Origin of the sequence: Spirillospora sp. NPDC047418, assembly GCF_040643275.1 — a bacterium.
Lineage (GTDB): Bacteria > Actinomycetota > Actinomycetes > Streptosporangiales > Streptosporangiaceae > Spirillospora.
Genome location: NZ_JBEYTW010000138.1, coordinates 1 through 19,244 on the forward strand (window position 1 = coordinate 1; position 19,244 = coordinate 19,244).

The 19,244-nt window shown below is 66.4% G+C and carries 13 protein-coding genes and 3 CRISPR repeat arrays; of the genes, 2 read left to right on the plus strand and 11 right to left on the minus strand.

Going from position 1 to position 19,244, the window contains the following annotated elements:
* A partial coding sequence (locus tag ABZ806_RS42315) for a hypothetical protein (RefSeq protein ID WP_500224837.1) occupies positions 1–249 on the plus strand: 249 nt, incomplete at its 5' end.
* A gap of 210 nt (positions 250–459) precedes the next feature.
* Positions 460–1,089: direct repeats of the CRISPR family, unit length 30 nt; unit sequence GTCCTCATCGCCCCTGCGAGGGTTCGCAAC.
* Positions 1,090–1,213: 124 nt separating this feature from the next.
* On the opposite strand, the gene ABZ806_RS42320 is transcribed toward ABZ806_RS42315, so the two are convergent.
* The 3 genes from ABZ806_RS42320 to ABZ806_RS42330 form a co-directional block, all read right to left on the minus strand.
* Positions 1,214–2,458 (minus strand): MFS transporter, encoded by a 1,245-nt coding sequence (locus tag ABZ806_RS42320; protein WP_500224840.1) that lies wholly within the window; start codon positions 2,456–2,458, stop codon positions 1,214–1,216.
* 89 nt (positions 2,459–2,547) lie between these two features.
* Positions 2,548–4,341 (minus strand): S9 family peptidase, encoded by a 1,794-nt coding sequence (locus ABZ806_RS42325; protein ID WP_500224842.1) that lies wholly within the window; start codon positions 4,339–4,341, stop codon positions 2,548–2,550.
* 23 nt (positions 4,342–4,364) lie between these two features.
* On the minus strand, positions 4,365–5,366 hold the full coding sequence (locus ABZ806_RS42330; RefSeq protein WP_500224845.1) for a helix-turn-helix transcriptional regulator: 1,002 nt from the start codon (positions 5,364–5,366) through the stop codon (positions 4,365–4,367).
* Between the two features lie 276 nt (positions 5,367–5,642).
* Between ABZ806_RS42330 and ABZ806_RS42335 the strand changes: the two genes are divergently transcribed.
* Complete coding sequence (locus ABZ806_RS42335) at positions 5,643–6,404, plus strand: hypothetical protein (protein ID WP_500224849.1); 762 nt, start codon at positions 5,643–5,645, stop codon at positions 6,402–6,404.
* A gap of 241 nt (positions 6,405–6,645) precedes the next feature.
* Positions 6,646–8,721: a CRISPR direct-repeat array (repeat unit 30 nt; unit sequence GTTGCGAACCCTCGCAGGGGCGATGAGGAC).
* A 288-nt stretch (positions 8,722–9,009) separates the two neighbouring features.
* Here ABZ806_RS42335 and cas2 read toward each other — a convergent pair.
* The 8 genes from cas2 to ABZ806_RS42375 form a co-directional block, all read right to left on the minus strand.
* Positions 9,010–9,273 carry a CRISPR-associated endonuclease Cas2 gene (gene cas2, locus ABZ806_RS42340; protein WP_500224853.1) on the minus strand — a complete coding sequence of 88 codons (264 nt, stop codon included), beginning with the start codon at positions 9,271–9,273 and terminating at the stop codon, positions 9,010–9,012.
* A 4-nt stretch (positions 9,274–9,277) separates the two neighbouring features.
* Positions 9,278–10,258 carry a CRISPR-associated endonuclease Cas1 gene (gene cas1, locus ABZ806_RS42345; protein WP_500224856.1) on the minus strand — a complete coding sequence of 327 codons (981 nt, stop codon included), beginning with the start codon at positions 10,256–10,258 and terminating at the stop codon, positions 9,278–9,280.
* A 1-nt stretch (position 10,259) separates the two neighbouring features.
* Positions 10,260–10,757, minus strand: coding sequence for a CRISPR-associated protein Cas4 (locus ABZ806_RS42350; protein WP_500224863.1), 498 nt, complete (start codon positions 10,755–10,757; stop codon positions 10,260–10,262).
* Complete coding sequence (gene cas3 / locus ABZ806_RS42355; RefSeq protein ID WP_500224867.1) at positions 10,754–13,159, minus strand: CRISPR-associated helicase Cas3'; 2,406 nt, start codon at positions 13,157–13,159, stop codon at positions 10,754–10,756. The genes ABZ806_RS42350 and cas3 overlap by 4 nt, the downstream gene beginning before the upstream one ends.
* A 14-nt stretch (positions 13,160–13,173) precedes the next feature.
* Positions 13,174–13,827 (minus strand): CRISPR-associated protein Cas5, encoded by a 654-nt coding sequence (cas5, locus tag ABZ806_RS42360; RefSeq protein WP_500224870.1) that lies wholly within the window; start codon positions 13,825–13,827, stop codon positions 13,174–13,176.
* 83 nt (positions 13,828–13,910) lie between these two features.
* Positions 13,911–14,966 (minus strand): type I-B CRISPR-associated protein Cas7/Cst2/DevR, encoded by a 1,056-nt coding sequence (cas7i, locus tag ABZ806_RS42365; protein ID WP_500224873.1) that lies wholly within the window; start codon positions 14,964–14,966, stop codon positions 13,911–13,913.
* Positions 14,963–16,384: a hypothetical protein gene (locus ABZ806_RS42370; RefSeq protein ID WP_500224877.1), complete on the minus strand. Its 1,422-nt coding sequence runs from the start codon at positions 16,382–16,384 to the stop codon at positions 14,963–14,965. Before ABZ806_RS42370 ends, cas7i begins: the two co-directional genes overlap by 4 nt.
* A 58-nt stretch (positions 16,385–16,442) precedes the next feature.
* A complete protein-coding gene (locus ABZ806_RS42375; protein WP_500224882.1) occupies positions 16,443–17,180 on the minus strand; it encodes a CRISPR-associated endoribonuclease Cas6 in 738 nt (245 codons plus the stop codon).
* Positions 17,181–17,993: 813 nt separating this feature from the next.
* Positions 17,994–19,143: a CRISPR direct-repeat array (repeat unit 30 nt; unit sequence GTCCTCATCGCCCCTGCGAGGGTTCGCAAC).
* Positions 19,144–19,244 lie beyond the last annotated feature (101 nt).

The following is a 19,244-nucleotide window of genomic DNA, read 5'->3' on the forward strand; positions in this document are numbered from 1 at the left end:
TCAACGAACTCGCCGAGGCCTATCCAGGACGCATCAGGTAAAGCCGACTTCACCATCTACCTGCAAGGACTTTCCACACCTGAAGTTACAACCTCGCATAGTTTTGAGGGGACCTATGACCAGATGCTCTGGGTGATGTACAGCCTTGTTCGCAGCCGCCACGCGGTCGCGAGCATTGTCAGACCTCGCCCCGACGAGACGGCGGGGGTTGTGGTCTCAATGACGTCCCGGCCAGCAATGACCAGGTGACCAGCGCCCTGAGGGTGGGCGGTATGGGACTGTGTACTAACGCTCAACTCGCGTCTTGTAGCCCCTCAACCATCGGAGCCGCATCTGAAGTTGATCAAGCAGTTTTCAGCGACACGCCGGGGTCGACAGCACAACCGGCGGTTCGCTGCAGAATCCGCTTCCGACGGACTTCTCCTCCCCACGCGCACCTGCGACTGTACCGTGGGGAAGGTCCTCATCGCCCCCGCGAGGGTTCGCAACCCGAGGACGAGGGCGCGAGCCGGAGCGGCCCGACCGCCAGGTCCTCATCGCCCCTGCGAGGGTTCGCAACGTGTGCGGCCGGAACCCGACGGGCAGCACGTACGGGTCCTCATCGCCCCTGCGAGGGTTCGCAACCTGACCGATGCGTGGCCGCGTGAGCAGCTCGGCGGTCCTCATCGCCCCTGCGAGGGTTCGCAACACACGTCTGATTGTGGCCCGCCATGTCGTGCTGATGTCCTCATCGCCCCTGCGAGGGTTCGCAACCTCTGGACGATCCACGGGTGCTTGAGGTGGGGGACCAGGTCCTCATCGCCCCTGCGAGGGTTCGCAACGCGATCCGGTCAAGCAGACCACCGGCGCGTCCCCGTCCTCATCACCCCTGCGAGGGTTCGCAACCAGGCGGCGGGGGGCGTGTGTAGGTCATCGGGGCCGGGTCCTCATCGCCCCTGCGAGGGTTCGCAACTTGAACGAGGGGAGCCGTAGGAGAGAGGTCCCGCCGATGCGTCCTCATCGCCCCTGCGAGGGTTCGCAACAGGACGATCCCCTCGATCGTCGCGGCGTGGTGGCGGCGTCCTCATCGCCCCTGCGAGGGTTCGCAACTCCGTGACGAGGCGGGGACCTGTCGCGGTGGCGGTACGGGTCAGGGGGACAGGGTTCGAGCGACAAAGATCAACGCCTCGGAACCAGGTTGTGGACGTGAGCCTCTCGAAGGGCGCCACGGCCGTCACGAGAGAATCGGGGCGTCCTCAACTGTCTTGAAACCTGCCGGTGGTCGGGTTGCGGATTTGAGGACGAACAGCGAGGACGTTACGGCGACGATGGTGAGCGCTGCTGCACCGAGAACGGTGATCCGTGGGCCGATTCCCTTGACCAGGGGGCCGGCGGTGAGAACGGTGATCGGCATCAGGACATAGCTGGCGATGATGTTCCAACTGTTCACGCGCACCAGCACCTCAGGTGCGAAGGTGTCTTGGAGAGCGGTCGTCCAGAGTACGTAGTAGATCGCCGTTGCAGCGCCAGGGATGAGAGTGGCCCCAGCCAGGATCACCCATGGAGCCTCGATGCCCATCAGGAACATCGGGATCGCTCCGGCGGCAGGGAGTGACGCGGCAACAAGGATCAGTCGGGCCGGCTTCCAGCGGGCACCGATGAACGCGCCCGCCAATGCGCCGACGTATTCGCAGGCGGTGACGATCCCCCAGGCTCGTGCGCCGCCATGGTCGTCGTCCATGTAGATCGGGCCGGCGATATCGGTGTAGCAGACCATGGCGATGATCACTGCGGTGTACTGCAGCGTCATGATCCAGACCCAGCGGTGCGCGGCGAACTCGCGCCAGCCCGCGCGCAGATCTTGTAGGAGATTAGGGTTATCGGATCGCCATCTGGGCGTCCGCAGGCGGCAGAGGACAAGCGCACCGATCGCGCAAAGGACGCCACGGGTGGAGGCCGCCCATCCAGGGCCGACCGTACTGACGACCAACCCGGACGATGACAAGCCGATGAGCAGCCCGATCGAATCGGTCTGCTTGATGAGAGCGTTGCCCGCGAGTCGTCCATTTCCAGAGATAAGGTCGGCGACAATGCCGCGGATCGTTGGCAGGAACATCGCCGTGGCAATGCCCGACAGGGTTGCGAGGGCGCAGAGCAGTGGCAGCGGGACCTGTTCCGTCCAAAAGCACACGGCGAATGCCAGCCAGGCGGTGCTGGTGATGATCTCGGCTGCTATCAGCACATGGTGGCGCCGGAAGCGGTCGCCGGCTACACCGCAGACGATGATGAGCAGGGCGGGGACCGAGTTGCAGGCCAGAACGAGAGCGAGCCCGGCCGGACCATAGCCTAGGTCCATCACGCCCCACGCCAGAGCAAGCTGGCCGAACCCGGCGCCTGCACTGGAGACGAGCCGCGCGATGAACAGCGGCGCGGTCTCCGGATCCTTTAGAAGGCTCAGGGACGAGAGGAATTTGGGCACCGTCGCAACCTAGTGTCCAATGCATTGAGAGTTGCGCACGCTTTTTGGTTCCTTGCCAGAACGAGGCGATGCTCTTACCTTCGATGCCATTAGGTAAGCAGGCGGCCGCATAGGAATTGTGCGATCTCTTCGTATGCGCGAAGTTCGTTCTTCCGGCTGGTGAAGCCGTGTCCTTCGTCGGGGAAGACTTCGTACCGGACGTCCACGCCTCGGTGGCGTAGGCGGTCGACGAGCTGGTCGGACTCGGCGCGGGGTACGCGCGGGTCGCGGGCGCCTTGCAGGATGAGCATTGGAGTTGTGATGGAGTCGGCGTACGTGATCGGGGAGCGCTGGGTGAGGTAGTCGACGTCAGCGTCCGGGTCGCCGAGGACGGCGGAGACGAAATGTTTCCAGGTCGGTGGACATGCTCGTGCCAGGGTGACCAGGTTGGCGGGGCCGCATAGGGAGATGCCGGCGGCCCACGGGTAGGGCAGACGCGCCAGGCAGGACAAGGCGGCGAAGCCGCCGTAGGAGCCTCCCATGACGGCAATGCGGTCGCCGTCCAGGCCAGGGGCGGAGCGCAGGTAGCGGACGGCATGGTCCAGGTCGTCCAGGTCGCAGCCGCCCCAGTTGCGGTAGATGAGCTTCTGGTGGGTGGCTCCGTAGCCGGTGGATCCGGCGATGTTGGGAGCGAAGACCGCGATGCCCTGGTCAAGCAGGTGCTGGTAAAGGCCTGAGCGCAGGTATGCGGGCCGTTCCTGGGCCTCGGGGCCACCATGAATTGACAGCAGCACCGGGTGCGGTCCGGGCGTCCACGGCCGGTACAGCAGGGCGTGGATGCGACGTCCACCCGATGCCGGATAAACGACCGGTTCGGGCTCGACCGGCTCGACCACATGCAGGGCCGGCGGGCGCACGTCAGTGAGGTACCGGAAGCCGTCCACTGCGTCCAAGACGGCGATCTCGCTCGGGCGGGTGGCCGTATCGAGCAGTAGCACGACCGGATCCGCACCGGGTGCGAGCGTGAGCGCGTTGATCACACCGGGTGGGATGTCCGGGAGCGGCTGGACGGTGTCGCCGTGGCGGGCGTGCAGGATGGAGCGTCCGTCCTCATTGACCGACCACAGCAGCGTGTCACCGGCGGCCTCGATGCCTTCGACATCCCATTCGTGGTGGGAGATCGGTTCGAGGGTTCCGTCGTCCAGGCGGTAGCGGGCGGCGGCGATGTACTCGCCCCAGACGTTGGTGCGCAGGTAGAAGCCGGAGGAGTCGGGGATCCACGGTCCTGGTTCGAAGAGGGCGTCTCCGTGCGCTGCGGTGACGCACGTCGGCTCGGCATCGGTGTCCTGTAGGTCGATGACATAGGCGGCAACCTGGGTGTTGGATCGGAAACCGGCGGTCAGCAGCCATCGCCCGTCCGGGGAGATCCCCGTCGGTTCGAACACCACTCCAGGCGGGGGTGTGATGCGCCGTTCGGAGTCGTCGGCCAGGTCGCGGACGAGGACGTCCTGGACGGTGGCGTCTCGGTCGTTGGCGGCGTAGGCCAGGTAGCGCCCGACGGCGTCGAACGGCGAGGTCGCCAATATCCGCTGGCAGTCGGGGCCGGAGCTGATCTCGATCGGGTTCTCGTCCTCCAGCCCCATGCAGTACAGCCGGTACTGCTCGTCGCCCTCGTGGTCGGCGGTAAACACCAGGCTCTTGCCGTCCGGAGCCCATGCGATCTGCCGGACGGCATGATCGGCGAGGTTGGTGAGCTTGCGGGGCTCACCGTCGGTGACGGAGATGATCCACAGGCCGAAACGTCCGGCGGCGTTACTGGAGTACGCCACCGTTCTGGCGTCCGGGGACAGGGCGAGCGTGGGCTGGAAACTCTGCCGGGGAACGAAGTCCCGGTATTCAGGCATGCGCGCCTCTCTGGAGGGTCGGGTTAGGGGATCCAGCCACGCCGAACGGCGGCTGCTCCGGCAGCGAAGTGGTGATGGTCGAAGCCGAGTTTCTCCCTGATGGTGGCCGTGTGCCGGCGCACCGTGGAGACGCTCACACCGATCCGCTTGGCGATGCTCGTCTCAGGAATTCCTTCGGCGAGCATGCTCAGGACCTGCTGCTGCGCCGGGGTCAGCGGGCTGTCGGGGTTTGCGGCGCCGAAGGGGGTTGCACGCTCCCACAGGAGCTCGAAGTACTCGCGCAGCGCTGCGACGATGACCGACGAGCGGATCAGCAGGGCGCCCGACATCCCGGTCGGTGTGAGCGGCAGCATGGCGATCGCCTCGTCCGCCAGTTTCATCTTCATGCCGATTCTCGGCAGCAGTCGAGCTTCTTCACCGGCCTCAACTGCTATCTCGATCGTCTTTACGCCGACAGGGTGTTCGGCGCAGCTCGTCTCGTACAGGGCTCGGCATCTGACATGGCCTTCGAAGGACGGCGGTGGCGGGACCGCGGTCAACTCGTCCATCGGCCGCTCGACGGACTGGTTGTCCATCGTCATCCAGTCGTGTCGCGCGGCTGTGATCAGCGCACGCGACACGTTTCCGATCTCGTCTCGATCGGTGATGATCCGGACGAGCCGATCGCTCGACTCGTCCACCGCCGGGCTGGCCCACGGATTTGTTTCCGCCATACGCCGCTGCCCCGCCAGCAGCCGTTCCTGATCCGCCACCAGCCTGCGCGTCATGTCAGCGAGCGTGCCCTGCAAGGCCAAGTCTGGCGGGACGGGCACCAGCCGCGGCGGCAGAGCCGGCCCCGACGATTGGACGTGCGCCATCCCCGCATCGATCAGCGTCTCAACCTGCTCGGCGTCACCCAGCAGATCAGTCGCGTCGCCCTCCAGGCACCCGCCCTGCGCCAGCAACCGGGTATACGCCGCCAGCAGCTCGTCAGGGACGATGTCCCTGAGCAGCCGTTTGGCCGTCGTCTCGGCTTCGACAACCACCCCACCACCTCCGGACACAGAGAGTAGCGACTAGGCAAGGAAGAGTTACATGACCGGGCGGGTGAGTGTTTCGCGTCAATGAGCAGATGTGATCACCGTCTGCGGCGCGTACCGAGACCTGCTGTACCACCGGAGCGACAGGCTGCGGGATGACTGATCAGCGGCTATCCGACGTTGATCATTTGTGTCCAACAGGGGTTTCACTCATCCTCCTGACGCGCCGCCTGCCGGTTACATCGGGCTCGCCAACGAGCACCAACCGACCAGGGAGCCACGATGACGAGCCTCTTCATCCCAACCTGCAATGGCTGCGACCGGCTGACCACCCGCAACGTCCTCCAGCCGCGCCGTCCCCGAATCGCCGCCGCGACGGACAACGACGGGCGTCACATCCTCCGACCGGCGCTGCGGACGATCGCACTCCAACTCCGCGCCATCTTCGGCACCCGCAGCTCCGTGGGCCGGCCCAGTCGGCCGGCACCCTCACAGGACAACGCGGACAGTGAGACGGGCTTCCCAGCCCGAGCATTCGGACACCCCGACGGAGCCGGCTTCATCGGCCCAGGCTCCGACGCGTTCCTTCGCGGCGTGCTCGCCGAGGCGCTCGCTAGTAAGTCCGAGGTCGCACAGGTCATCACAACGCGGGCCGACATCGACCGCCTCTTCGGGGACGCTTTCGACGAGTCCGTGACCAGCGTCCACGCTTCTCGCCTACGCATCATGGACAGCCTTGAAGACGCCATCGAACACCTCGAACTCGAGGCCGAGATGAACCAGATGATCAGCGCAGACAGCACTCCGCCGATCGATGCCCCAGCGATCCTTTGGCTCGCGACCCCAGGCCCAGACGCCGACGTCGTCCACGATGCCCTCCGCCACTGGCCCGACTCCAGGCTCATCGCCTTCATGTACGGCCCGTGGCCCTACGGCGCCACCCACCTAATCGAGGAGACAGGCCCTCGCCCTCTGCCCAGCGACCGCATCTCCCTGCCGTCACGAGAGGAAGCCATCAAGCGACTGCGCACCAGGCGCCCGTGATCCACAACATCTCAAGCCGCACGCAGCACCAAGCGAGAGCGCCGATCAAAGACGTCCTCGTACGGGCGATGAAAGGCCGTCTCCTGGTTACCTCCAACAGGCAGGACGGCGTGTTGCAAACCCTCGCCGGGGCGATGAGGACCCACGCGCTACCCGAGCCCCGCCACCTCGCCCGCTAGTTGCGAACCCCGCAGGGGCGATGAGGACTCGGCGAGACCCGCACCCGGTGGGCCATCGAGGCGTTGCGAACCCTCGCAGGGGCGATGAGGACGCGCCGATCTTCCGGTCGAGGCCTTCGTTCACGATGTTCCGAACCCTCGCCGGGGCGATGAGGACCTTCTGTCTCCACTGGCTGAACTGGAAGGCAGAACGTTGCGAACCCTCGCAGGGGCGATAAGGACTTGTCCTCGCCCACGTGGACGCCACCCAGCGCGCCGAGTTGCGAACCCTCGCAGGGGCGATGAGGACGGCCCGGAAGGCAAGTACTGGGAGGTCCCCGTCGCGTTGCGAACCCTCGCAGGGGCGATGAGGACTGGCTGACCCGCGCACCGCGCGTCGTCGCCGCCGTGTTGCGAACCCTCGCAGGGGCGATGAGGACCGCTTTCATCAGCGGCACATTCGTCGGCTCGTTCGACTCGTTGCGAACCCTCGCAGGGGCGATGAGGGCCCCACCAGGTACGGGGACCCGAAGCTGACACGGCGTTGCGAACCCTCGCAGGGGCGATGAGGACCTGCACCCCGTCCCGGTCGCCGTCCGGGATGTCCGCGGAGTTGCGAACCCTCGCAGGGGCGATGAGGACACGAGCCGTACGGCACAGGGCCGGGAGCTTGGATGTTGCGAACCCTCGCAGGGGCGATGAGGACGTGCACGGCGTGCAGCGGCGGCGGCAAGTCCGCCACGTTGCGAACCCTCGCAGGGGCGATGAGGACTGATGTGCGACGTGATCACCACGATGGACGGCAGGTTGCGAACCCTCGCAGGGGCGATGAGGACGCATCTACGGCGCGAGCGACGACCTCGTGGAGGTGTTCCGAACCCTCGCAGGGGCGATGAGGACAACGGCGGTGGCCAGGGCGGCCGGGCCGGTCAGCACTTGTTGCGAACCCTCGCAGGGGCGATGAGGACCGGCGCGAGGATGCTCGCGATCGGGAACCCGCCCACCGAGTTGCGAACCCTCGCAGGGGCGATGAGGACGCCACGCCCAGAACGCCGCGCACTACCGGGCAGCCGCCGCGTTGCGAACCCTCGCAGGGGCGATGAGGACGCAGACGCGTGTAGTGCTTGCCGCAGAGGCCCCGTGTTGCGAACCCTCGCAGGGGCGATGAGGACGACAGCACCGGCCACGTCTCGGCCGCGTCCGGGCCGTTGCGAACCCTCGCAGGGGCGATGAGGACCACCGCGCCGTCTGGGAGTGGACGCGGGCCCACTCCTGTTGCGAACCCTCGCAGGGGCGATGAGGACGCCCTGTGAGAATCTCTAAGCCGCGACCGCTAGCGGCCGTTGCGAACCCTCGCAGGGGCGATGAGGACCGCATGCACGGCGCGCGGGCCGGACGGCCCCGCCTGTTGCGAACCCTCGCAGGGGCGATGAGGACTCGCCGGCGGCCGCCTGGTCGTCCTGGTGATGGCGGCGTTGCGAACCCTCGCAGGGGCGATGAGGACCCCGAATACGTGAACGTCTTCTGAGAGAACGTGAGGGTTGCGAACCCTCGCAGGGGCGATGAGGACCGTCCACGGCGATGTATTCGCCGTCGGGCCCGTGTGTTGCGAACCCTCGCAGGGGCGATGAGGACCTCCGGCACGGTGCAGGTCGGGATGGCGGCGCTGATGTTGCGAACCCTCGCAGGGGCGATGAGGACTTAAGTATTTCGACGCTTCCCGGAATTCGTGTCATTGTTGCGAACCCTCGCAGGGGCGATGAGGACCTGCAACCCGGCGGCGCCGACGCCGCCCGGGGTCGGTCATTGCGAACCCTCGCAGGGGCGATGAGGACCCGCGACCGGGTACACCAAGCGGCAAGACAGCATGTTGCGAACCCTCGCAGGGGCGATGAGGACGGGGACCGGAACGCGATCTTGTGGGGGACCTGCCCGTTGCGAACCCTCGCAGGGGCGATGAGGACCCAGCGCCGCGGACATCCCCGCCGAGATCTTCGCGTTGCGAACCCTCGCAGGGGCGATGAGGACTCCGGCGCGCCGCCGAGCACCGGCCAGACGGGTCGGCCGTTGCGAACCCTCGCAGGGGCGATGAGGACCCGGGCCGACGCCTCCCCACACGTACGGCTTGCGTTGCGAACCCTCGCAGGGGCGATCGCAGGGGCGATGAGGACCAGCGTCCGGGGAGGACGTCCTCCTAGTGGACGCCGCAGGGGCGATCGCAGGGGCGATGAGGACTCGTCTTCGCTCGCGCGTCTGCTACCTGAGGATGATCGCAGGGGCGATCGCAGGGGCGATGAGGACCCAAAGGTAAAGCTGCAGGTCGAGAACATGATACGGAGCTGCTCTTGCACGAGTTTTTCAGCGATCCTCCGGTTGTGTTGCTGAGCCCGGCGTGTCGCTGAAATCTACTTGATCGACTCCCGCTCAGCGAGACGTATCGCAGCGCGCTACAGGACGTCAGTCGGGGCCGGCTCGGCGGCGCCCCAGGCGTGCCGGATCGGGGTTGTTCCGGGTGGGAAGGTGTAGACGATGACGTTGTCGTAGCTAAGGTCCAGGAGGGTTTCGACTTCCCTTTGGAAGCGCCGGAGCTGGGCCGCGCTGACCTGTCCCTCGAAGACGCTGCGCTGCACATGGTGCAGGTACTTGCGGCAGGTCCGCAGGATACGGGGGTTCCGTTCGGCTGCGGTGTCGTAGACGACTATGACGTGCACGCCCTCACCACCAGATTCTGAACGGCTTGTACGGGGTTCCTTCGAGGCAGCGCCGGGTGAGTGCGAGCGCGTCGAGGTAGAGGAGTTCGTCGTAGGCGACGGAGCGGCCAAGGGTGCGGTGGGCGACAGTGACAGCGAGTTCGTCGCGGACGGTCTGAACGACGAACTTGCGGCCGCTCTCGCTCAGCATGGCCTGGTTGGCCTCGCTGTCGAAGTGGTGCGGCTTGATCTGGTTGCGGGATGACATCCGCAAGAGCAGGCGTTCGGCGAACAGCGGTTTGAACATTTCCGCGAGGTCGAGGACCAGGGAGTGTCGCTGACGTTCCATGCTGCTGTGCAGGAAGGCGATACCCGTATGGAGGGGTGTCAAGCGCAAGGCCGTCAGGGCGCGGGCGTAAGTGATGCCGTTGACGTAGCTGACGAACGCGTTGCCAGCGTTCTTTGGCGGGCGGCGACTGCGGCCTCCGAGTTGAAGCCAGTCGGGAAGCTTGGTGTCGAGTACCTCCCATGCGGATCGTCGGAAGGTGCCCTCGATGCCCATGAGGTGAGCGGAGCTCTCCGCTGATTCGAGGTTGTTCTCCAGGGTGGCGTACGGGCGTGCGAGCAGCTTCCGGTCGATGACGCGACGGACGTTGAAGGCGGTTGAGCCGACGATGGAGCGGGCGATGTTCAGAGCCGCTTCGGGGTTTTCGGCGAGTCGCGCTTGGGCCAGGACTGTCTCGCCGGACGTGCTCGTTTCGGAAGTGAGGAGTGATCCTGCGTAGTCGCCGTAGTAGCTGAGCAGGTGGACGTTGATGCGGTGGCGGTTCAGAAGGGCGACAACAGAAGTGTTGATGTCGGTTTCGGCGCAGGCGACGATGTCGCGGACGTCTGTTATGGGAATGTGGACCTTGCCGGCTGATTCGCGTTCGATGACGAGTGATTCGTCTTTGCGACGGATCCGGCAAGGGCTGGTGAGCCAGTAGGTGCGTGCGGCGGCGGGCATGTCATTCCGTCCAGCAGTAGTCGGTGAAGCTGCATCCTCTGCACGCGGAACGCGCGAGTCGTTCGGGGGATGAGGTGGCTGCGGCGACCGCCAGGACGTCGGCGATGTCGGTCTGTGCCTGCTGGGCGGCTTCTGGCGTGTAGGGGTAGCGGTGGGTGCGGCGGGTCTTGGGGTAGTGCAGGATCGCCCCCTTGGCATCGATCCCGATCTGTTCGAGGCGATGGCAGTAGTGGCGTCCTTGGGCTTCGTCTGCAGGACTTGGCCTGGTGGATGATTTGACTTCGTGGACCCACCTTTGGCCGTCAATGAAGTCGAGTTGAGCGGCGCCCAGGTCGATGGGACTGCTGCGGGTGTACGAGGTTTCGTGGACGGCTTCGCCGAGTTGGACAAGGCCGCTCAGATGCTCGGGTCGGACGCCTCGGACGTAGAGCCAGAGTTGCCGAGGGCAGTGGTACAGGTACTTGATGTGCACGCCGCCAACGTCGTCAGCGTCGATCATAGAATTTCACCCGCTTGATAAACCTGTTGCGGATCATCTCGGACGGTCCGCAATCCCAGCGTGGGGTCGTACTCGGCGTCGATGATGCGGACCTTGAGGCGTTTGTCGTAGGAACCGATCCTCACGGCCCATGCCGGCAGCGGAAGGAGGTACTGGTCAGCATAGAGTCGCCCGGTTTTCTTATCGGACCCCATCTCCATCGCAGCCTGGTAGTTGTCGTGGTCTTCTTTGAGGATTGCTTCTGTTCCATCGAACTGCGCGTCGAAGACTTCGGCGAGCGAGGAGCGGTCGTCGAAGGGCTGACGGAATTGCAGAAATGATTTCTCAAAATACCGCCGGCTATGGTCGACTTCTTCAGACCACTTCCGTCCCCAGGGGCTTGCGTAGATTTCGTCGAGCCACGAGGTGATGACCTGTTCGTTGACCGTCTGTCCATCATGGCGGCTGAGGATGTCCCAGCCGAGTTCGGTTGGCTCGGCCTCATAGACACCGTCGGCCCACAGTTCGCCTCCGCCTCCGCGCCGGGTGGTGTAGGCGGGCTGGTGGACAACGACCGGGGCAGGCTCCAGCGTGGCGAGGCGGTTGACGCGGCCGAAGCGTTGAACGAGGGCTTCGAGGTCCGCGGCGGAGGTGTGGCAGGCGTCGAGGTCGAGGTCGAGGGAGACTTCGAGCGCTTGGGTTCCGACCAGCAGGCCCGGCCGCCGGGGTTCTCCGCTGGCGAAACGTTCCTGGATGCGGGTTTCGATGGCGGTCCGGTCCATCCGGCGGTACCGCGAGTGCAGGAGATGGGCGGAGTCTTCACCGTGGAGTTCGACGCAGTGGGGCCGGAGGTTTTCATAGAGCGCGATCGCGTCGCGGATGTTGTTGGCCACCACCAGGACGGACTGGCCGTCAGCAAGCCGTCCGCGTATCTCCTTCAGGGAGACGTCCGCGGTGAGGTGGTCTTCGCGGATGTGGAGCCGGTGACGGATCGGCGGTCGGATGCCGGCAGGTGGCTCGACCAGAGTGGTGTGCCCCCCGAGGGTGTCGGTCACCAACTCTGCCAGGGCGGTGGGGAGGGTCGCGGAGAGCACTGCGACGCGTCCGCCGAGGTCATGCCAGAAACTCATGATGGCGAGGATCATGCCGAGGCGGCGCGCGTCGTAGGCGTGCAGCTCGTCCAGGATGAAGACCGAGTTGGCGCTGTCGGCCAGGATGCCGGAGTGGACGGGGCCGGCAAGGGCGCCGCGCAGAAGCTGGTAGGGAGTGCCGACGCGCAGTAGTTCACGGAAGTTCTTCGTCGCTTCCGCTCGAGAATGGGCTTTGGACGCGGCATCGACTGGGTCGGTGTCGTCGGGGCAGCCATCGGCGAGGGATTGCGCGAGATGGTACGAGGCCGCCTTTGAGTGAGCGACGCCGATCGCATCCGGCGCGTTCAGGTCTTCACGCAGGCGGCCGGTCATCGCGTTGATGCTGGCCAGGTAGGGCAATAGGTAGAACACGCGCGGGTTGCCGCTGGCGCGAGACGCCAGGTCGGCGATCTGAGTGGCCGCCCAGAGCATGACGGCTTCGGTTTTGCCGCTCCCTGTCCATGAGCGAAGGAGGAGGTTGCCGGTGACGTCGGCGGCCTGGCGCTGCTGGGGCCGGAGCGCATGTCCTCCCGCGGCGAGCCGGTCGGTCAGCCGACCGAGATAGGTCCCGTCCAGCGGATGTCTGGTCTCCAGAGGGGAGTGTGCCGAGGAGAGGTGGTCGGCCATGGTGACGACGCCCAGCAACAGGACGGCCGTTCGCCCGCTGGCGTCGCCGGGTGGCAGTTTCCATTCCCACCGATCTACGACGTCCTGGAAGAGTTTGTGTGCTGCGTCGGTCAGTCGCTGGAGGCTCGCGCGCGGTACAGATTCGCCGATCGGTAGACGGTGGCGAAGGCCGGTGGCGTGCAACCATCGCATGAGGTCGGCCAGGTGTCGCTCGTCAGCAGGGGCGAAACGGCAGGCGAAGGCGTCGGGTTGATCGTCGCCGTACTGAGTGAACAGGGGCAGTTTGGGCGGCGCCTCAAGGCCCGAGGTGAACGGACGGTGGTGGCCTGCCACTGCGGCCGCGACCCATCGGCGGTGCTCGTCCGGAAGGCCCGTGAGCAGAAGCTCCACGAATCCCAGGGAGAGCACTTCGTGCCGTTCGCCCCAGACGGCCGGCTCCTGACCGGTGTTGCCGATCATCCGCTGGAACCCGTCCGGAAGCTTGCCGGTGTCGTGAAGAAGCGCGGCGAGCGCCGCCCAAGTCCAGAAGTCGGCGGGCAGGCCAGGGATGTCACCGATCCGCGCCTGGATCAGCTCGACGGCCTCCAGGGTGCTGAGCAGATGGCAGGTCAACAGCTCACCGGGCACGCCCGGCTTGGTGGAGCTCTTCGCGCGGAGGTTCCTCACGCCTGCTCCCGGCTTCAGGCGACGGGGGCCAGCTGGTTCGGATGAACGGGTGGGAGCATCGCGACGGCTTGTCCCTGCTCGGTGGCCAGCCCGGTGTCGATCTCGGCGCGAGCACCCGAGGGCGCGTATCGGTAGCTGTCCCATTTGAATCGGGCGCGGTCGTCAGAGATGACGGTGGTCAGCCGCATCGCCGTACCCGCCGCGCCCGGCGCATCAAAGGGGACGACGGCATGCCCCTGACGGCCGACCGCCCCGGTCAGCTGGACGAGTTCGGTAGTGGCCGTGACCAGGTCTTGGCTACGGCCGAGCCTAAGGGGCCAGACCGGGCGGCGGATCGCTCGCGTCCATAGGTCGATGTCATCGATGAGCCACACGGTCAGCGTCACTCGGGCGAGGAAATCGCGGTCCTTGATGGTGACGTTCGTCGGCGTGCCGGGGCTGCCGAGGGGATGATAGGTCTCCAGGTCGCTGCCCGAGCCGGCGGCATGAAAGGCCATGGCGAAACGAGTGTCGTCGGGGACCCGGTCCCACCCTCCGGCCGCTGCGGCGAGCATCCCGCCGACGGTGGACGGAGGTGGGCAGGGCAGCCCAACCTGCAGCCCGTCGTAAAGGGGATTACGGAAACTGACGACCGGCGCGGTGACGGTCAGTTCCAGGGCCTCGGGCATGATGTGCTCCTCGCAGCGGCATGGACGGCACGTTGTGGACGGCGAAGGCTCCCCTCGAAGGGCCGATGATCAATGTGATGCGGCTACGCCGGGTCGTCGAACCAGGAGTCGTGGTCTCCGGCCTCGATCTCCGCGGCCAGGGCGTTCAGCACCGTGCGCGGGTGGCCGAAGATCAGCTTCTCGTCCTTGACGAGGTCGACGAGGTCGCTGCTCGCCCGGTCGCGCTGACCGCCCAGGAAACCGGGCGCCCACCCGACGCGGACCGGGCCGTCCAGCTCGTCCGCCCAGGCGCCGATCTCCTCACGCAGGACGTCCGGGTCGAAGTACGTTGCCTTCTCACGCTCCCGGACGACCCTGGTGAAGGGGTTGGTGCCGCCCTTGATCGGCGCCAGGACCACCAGGCCCGGCGTGCGATCGCCGTAGTGGGCCGACTGCTTGGCCCCGCCCTTGACCATGGCCATGGTCCGCAGCAGCACAGCCACCCGCCGGCGCCGCTCGTCGAGCGGCAACCGCACGCACTGGACACTGCGTAGCACGACCTCGCTGCCGCCCTTCTCGAGTACTTCGTCCGCGAGGCGTGGGGGCAGTGCGGCCTTGGTAGTCCGGCCGCCGGTTTCGAAGGTTCCGACGCGCGGCAGGTCCAGAAGCAGGTCGCCAGCCAGGTCGGCGGTGTACATCTCGTGCTCGTGGATGACCGGATGGGTCCCGGGCTCGAAGTCCCGGCTCATCGTCCCGAAGTCCATGACCGGCTTGCTGGGCACGACCGAGACCAGCGTGCCGGTGGCCAGGACGGTGTCGCGCATGAACGTCTTCGATTCGCCCTTCTTCGCTCCCGCGTCGTCCGCCTTGACCGCGATCATGTAGCCGAACAGGTCGTCGTCCAGGTACAGGTCGGGACGGCCGCGGGTGTACGCCTGCTGCTTCTTGCCCTCACCGCTGCGGATCACCGGTGAGGTCGGCTCTCCGGCCGGCAGGCTGTCACGCAGCCAGCGGCGGCTCGCCTGGGCCGACACGTACGGGTACTTGTCGCTCCTGCCCACCGTGAACTGCTTGACCATGCCGCGGTTGTCCTCGCCTCGGCCGTTGTTCGGCGCACCGGCCTTGATCTCCAGAATCTGCTGCCCCACCAGGAACGTCACTGTTCCACCCCTTCCTCTTGGTCGCCGCCGGCGGCGTCGGCCAGGTCCTTGATCTCTTGGAGTTCCTCCTGCGAGCCCTTCGGCTCCCACCCCGCCTCGGCCAGCGCCTCCAGCACGGCGAAGACCAGCAGCCGCCGCCAGGACCAGGACCGCTCGTCCTCGAACAGCAACCGGTACTCCTGCACCGGAAGCAGGACCGCCGAGGTGTCCTTGGGGCGCGGGAACAGCAGCCAGTCCACGCCCTTGGAGCGGAACCAGCCGTACAGGTTCCCGCCCTTGCTGTTCGCGCGGATGAAGTCCCGGAACGGGCCCGGACGGCTGTCCTGGCCCAGCAGCGCGGCCAGCCGTCCTGCCAGTTCCTTGATCCGTTCGACGTCCTTGTCGTCCATGGTCAGCACCTCACGGCAGTACGAGTACAAGAGCGGGGCCAAGACCTTGGTCTCAGCGGGAATGAGGACCGTCGGCGAGATCAGGCCGAGAATGTGACCGATCGCGAAGTCCAACACCTGGGCGGGCCGGGTGAACGCCCGCTTGGCCAAGAACGCCTCGCCTGGAACCTGCTTGGTCCCCTGGGTCGCGGCCAGAGTCGGGTAGCCGGTGCGGCGCTCAGAGTCCCGGTTGGTGGAGCGCAGCCATTCTGCGACCGGCTGGCTCAACTCCTGAGTCGCGAACAACTGCTCCTTGTTGGAGTTGGACAGGACGATCAACTCCACACCGGAGGTGATCCGCCGGCTGTAGGCGCGCACCGCATGCAGCACCCACAACTCACGTGCGTACGGGCCCGGCTTTTCGCCTTTGGACGGTCCGGCGGCGGCCTGCTGCAGGGTTCGGCCGACTGTCGTCCTGGTCATCTTCTCCAGGAATTCGTCGTCCCAGGAGTGCATCAGTGCGGCACGACCACCCGACAGCGATGCCCCGTACGGGAACGCCCAGAGGCTGGCCACACACGGATAACACAGCGGCGTGCCCTCGTGGCCCGGCGCGGTTGTGTTGCGATGCGCGATGCTCGCCCCGAGCGGAATGTCGACCTTCCCGTACCAGTCACATGCCGCACGCCCGCAGTACACACACGGGACGCCCGGCCAGTTGGCGGAGTCGGGCCAAGCACGCCACTCACGGATCAGTCTCTCCCGCTCCGCAGGAGACTGCTTGCCACGCGCGGTCGGGTTCAGCTTCGAGTTGGGCCAGAGCAGATAACTCGCCCCCAACCAGAAACCGCCGGGATCTGCGGCCTTGGCGGCCTTGACCGTCTCCAGCAGATGCCGGGTCATCAACTTCACGACGTCGGCGAGGGCCTCCCCCGTCACATCCTTGGGGTGACTCGCATCGGCGAGTTCGGCCAGCGCAAACGCCCCAACGCGCTGCAACGGGCTCGCGGTCAGCACCAGGGACCGCGGATTAGCCGAATCATCGGCCATGCCCGGCCGGCTGTAAGGACTCTCCGTCGGCGCGGTGCTCAAGACGTTCGGCGCGGAGTCAGGCACCGATCCAACCCATCCCCGTGCTGTTGGCCTGCCCCAGACCCCATGAGTGCAGCGCGGACAGCGTCTCGGGCGCGCCCGACACCACCACCTCAGCGCAGGCACCCGGCTTCCTCCCGCCCGATGCACTACCCACCGAGAACGAGCGCTTGGGGCCGACCCACCTGACGCTCTCCAGCGTGACGTCCGGGTCCAGCCCCATGGTCACCGCCTTGCGCCTCATGTTTCCCTGCACGTAGACGTCCCACTCCGGCTCGCCCGGAAGACACCACGCTTGCCGCCTGCAGCGGGTCCCGGACTCATCGCGTCCCGCGCCCTTCATCACCACCGGCGTCACCGTCCTGAATACCGCCCTCCCGGACGAGAAATCCGGCGCCTCAACCGGCTCGACTTCGTCGACGATGAACGCGGTCGCCCCCCACGCCAGCACCGGCGTCGAGGCCAGCGCCTTAGCCCACCCTCCGACCACGGCGAGCAGCGGACTCCCGAGCTCCAAGATCCCGGGGCCGTCGGCGGCGTAGACCCCGCGCCGCCGCCTCGCCGACGGGAAGACCGGCGCCCCATAGCCGAACGGGACCAACCCGTGCGGCCCCCAACCCGACTTGTGGAGGGTCTGCCCCAGTTCGGGGGCCCCTCGCTCCAGCAGCGCGTAGGACAGAGCCCGCCCCGGAGCCAAAACGTCCTCCCAGGCCAACTCGTGGGCCCCCGTGTGGAAGGTCAATCGCAAGCGCATCGATCCCCGTCCTCCCTCGTCCATCGGTACCGGCTGCGGCGTTTGCCGGCGGCAAGTACAGATGGACGGCTTCTGTCAGACCTGCCTGAGAGCGTGAGCCCTGTTCGGCTCTCCCGCCCTGCGCCCCGGGACATTACGCCCCTCGCGATCCGCACGGTGGGCCTTCAATAAACTCGATCACGACATCGTCTGTCCGAATGTGGCCTTCAGCGCAGGCACAGCTATGCTGCCCTGGGAAGACCGCCCCTGTTCCTGGGGTCGCAACTGATCGAGTTTCTTGCTGGCTACGTCCGCAGGCTCGCCCTCATCGCCCCTTAGAGGGTTCGCTTACAGGCTCCGACCGCCCGGGGACACGTGCGGCGTCGCGTTCGGCGCGAGGTGTGGTGTCGATCGCGGCGACGACGAATTGGTACAGCACAGCGGGGCAGACGTCTGTTCTTGGGGATGCTGTCCCGTTGGTCTGGCGACCGCTACAGGTCGACCTGCTCAACCGCGGTAGCCGTGTCCTCTTTCGGCGTACCATCCCACGCATCTCGCGCCGTACTTGGGCGAGACAAATTGGTCGATCGCCTGGCTGAGGTCGGATTCCTGACATCCCCAGGCGTCTGACTCCTGGGGGCGACAAGGCTGGATTGGACCGTGGAGAGGCCCCAACCAGAGTCCGTAGCCTCTCCAACACGCGCACCACGGGCAAAAGTCGATCAAGTAGTTTTCAGCGACACGCCGGGGTCGACAGCACAACCGACGGATCGCTGCAAAATCCGCCTCCAACGGACTCTTCTTCCCTCTGCGCACCTGCGGCTTTACCGTGGGGTCCTCATCGCCCCTGCGAGGGTTCGCAACTCGAGTGGCTCATGGGCCTGCTCGCCGGCCACGTCAGTCCTCATCGCCCCTGCGAGGGTTCGCAACACGTCGAGGGTGACGCGGATCGCGCGGCGGCCCTTGCCGTCCTCATCGCCCCTGCGAGGGTTCGCAACGCGGCCGTGATGGGGCCGGTGACGGCGCTGCGCTGGTCCTCATCGCCCCTGCGAGGGTTCGCAACGCGAGATCATGACCCGCAAGGACGCCGCCGTGTTCTCGTCCTCATCGCCCCTGCGAGGGTTCGCAACGTGATCGCAGGGAACCGCTGTGTCTCATCGAGGGTCCTCATCGCCCCTGCGAGGGTTCGCAACGACATCCGCGCGGCCAGGGAGCGCCAGAGGAACCCGGGTCCTCATCGCCCCTGCGAGGGTTCGCAACGGCAGATCATCGGGGCGCTGGTGCCGCTGCTGGCGCGTCCTCATCGCCCCTGCGAGGGTTCGCAACCTCAGGCTCTCGAATGCCACCCAAGGAAAATCACCGGTCCTCATCGCCCCTGCGAGGGTTCGCAACATGTCCCGCCGGGCGACGGCGAGCTGCCGACGCAGGTCCTCATCGCCCCTGCGAGGGTTCGCAACATGATCTTCTTGACCTGGTCGAAGTACCGGATGATGTCCTCATCGCCCCTGCGAGGGTTCGCAACCCGACGGAGACGCGGACGGGGAGCCGTCCGAGGGTCCTCATCGCCCCTGCGAGGGTTCGCAACCGCACCACGGCTGTCTGTTCAGGCGGAACGCCTGGCCGGTCCTCATCGCCCCTGCGAGGGTTCGCAACAGGCCGCGGCCATCACCGACTACGGGAACCTGCGAGTCCTCATCGCCCCTGCGAGGGTTCGCAACAGCCACTCGTACGCCCCCGCCTGATGGCTCCACAGTCCTCATCGCCCCTGCGAGGGTTCGCAACAAGATGTTCTTGAAGTAGGACGCCAGGGTCCAGAACTTGTCCTCATCGCCCCTGCGAGGGTTCGCAACGTCGTGTGTCTTCCCTCTCACCTTCGGGTGTGAGGCCGTCCTCATCGCCCCTGCGAGGGTTCGCAACAGCAGGCCCCCGCCATGTAGAGCAGGAATATGGCCGCGTCCTCATCGCCCCTGCGAGGGTTCGCAACGCGTCTGACCTGACTTGCACAGGTCGGTCTACGATGCCGCGGTTTGCTACGTGTTCGTGCTGGTCATGAGGTTGCGGTTGCTGGCGGGTGACACACTAATC

Coding starts and splice junctions, on each gene's coding strand:
- ABZ806_RS42335 (WP_500224849.1), top strand. CDS start 5,643: ATGACGAGCCTCTTCATCCCAACCTGCAATGGCTGCGACCGGCTGACC.
- cas5 (WP_500224870.1), bottom strand. CDS start 13,827: ATGCCCGAGGCCCTGGAACTGACCGTCACCGCGCCGGTCGTCAGTTTC.
- ABZ806_RS42325 (WP_500224842.1), bottom strand. CDS start 4,341: ATGCCTGAATACCGGGACTTCGTTCCCCGGCAGAGTTTCCAGCCCACG.
- ABZ806_RS42350 (WP_500224863.1), bottom strand. CDS start 10,757: ATGATCGACGCTGACGACGTTGGCGGCGTGCACATCAAGTACCTGTAC.
- cas1 (WP_500224856.1), bottom strand. CDS start 10,258: ATGCCCGCCGCCGCACGCACCTACTGGCTCACCAGCCCTTGCCGGATC.
- ABZ806_RS42375 (WP_500224882.1), bottom strand. CDS start 17,180: ATGCGCTTGCGATTGACCTTCCACACGGGGGCCCACGAGTTGGCCTGG.
- ABZ806_RS42370 (WP_500224877.1), bottom strand. CDS start 16,384: ATGGCCGATGATTCGGCTAATCCGCGGTCCCTGGTGCTGACCGCGAGC.